The 1313-nt window shown below is 62.1% G+C and carries 1 protein-coding gene; it reads left to right on the forward strand.

The genetic code is table 11. From position 1 onward, the window contains the following. Positions 1-1313 (forward strand): hemagglutinin repeat-containing protein (locus RRF55_RS27100; protein ID WP_176377144.1); only part of this gene is annotated, 1313 nt, incomplete at both ends.

The following is a 1313-nucleotide window of genomic DNA, read 5'->3' on the forward strand; positions in this document are numbered from 1 at the left end:
GGCACCACCCAGAGCCAGAGTGCTTCCACGACGGGAAGTACGGGCGGTAGCGTGGTGATTTCTGCCGGTAAGCAGGCGCATATCGGTGGTTCAGATGTGGTTGCGGGCCGGGATATCCGCATCACCGGAGACAGCGTGGTGATTGACCCCGGGCACGACACCCGGACGGTCGACGAGAAGTTTGAGCAGAAATCCAGCGGGCTGACGGTGGCCCTGTCAGGCAGCGCAGGCGGTGCGGTGAACAACGCGGTTTCCGCCACGCAGAAGGCGAAGGAAAGCAGTGACAGTCGCCTGAGTGCGCTTCAGGGAACAAAAGCGGCGCTTTCCGGTATCCAGGCCGCCCAGGCCGTCGCGCTGGATGGGGCCAGAGGCGGCAGCGATAAGGACAATAACAATACGATTGGTATCAGCGCGTCGCTGGGTTCGCAGTCCTCTTCCTCCCGGTCACATTCGGAGCAGGTGACGACCAGCGGCAGCACCCTGAATGCCGGAAATAACCTCGCTGTTACGGCAACGGGCGGCGACATCACGGTCGCGGGCGGCCAGGTGAAAGCCGGTAAGGATGTCACGCTGGAGGCGTTCAGGGATGTGAACCTGACAGCATCACAGGACACACAGCAGACTACCGGCAGCAACAAAAGCAGCGGCGGCAGTATCGGGGTGGGTATTGGCGCTGGCGCAGGTGGCGCCGGTATCAGCATCTCGGCAAACGCCAGCAGCAGCAAAGGGCATGAGAGCGGCAACGGCACCTGGCAGAATGAAACCACGGTGGATGCCGGTCATCAGGTCATCATCAGCAGCGGACGGGATACCACGCTGGCCGGCGCACAGGTCAGCGGCCATCAGGTGACGGCTGATGTCGGCCGCGACCTGACGATAACCAGTCTGCGGGACAGCGACCATTACGACAGCACGCAGAGCAGTCTCAGCGGTGGCCTGGGTTACACCTTCGGCGCCGGGTCGTGGTCGGGAAGCCTGAATGCCAGTCGTGACAAAATGACCAGTGACTGGTCCTCGGTACAGGAGCAGAGCGGGATATTTGCTGGTCAGGGCGGCTTTGATGTCTCTGTGGGCAGCCACACGCAGCTGAATGGCGGGGTGATTGCTGCCACAGGAAGCGCAGATAAAAACAGCCTCAATACCGGCACGCTGGGCTTCAGCGATATCCACAACCAGGCGGATTATAAGACGCAGCATCAGGGCGGCGGTATCAGCACCGGGGGCAGCATTGGCTCTCAGTTCGCCGGGAACATGACCAGCGCCCTGCTGGCGGGTGGCGGCAGCAAAGGCCATGCGGAAGGTACGACGCAGTC

This window comes from Klebsiella sp. K47, assembly GCF_051858335.1.
GTDB lineage: Bacteria > Pseudomonadota > Gammaproteobacteria > Enterobacterales > Enterobacteriaceae > Klebsiella > Klebsiella pneumoniae.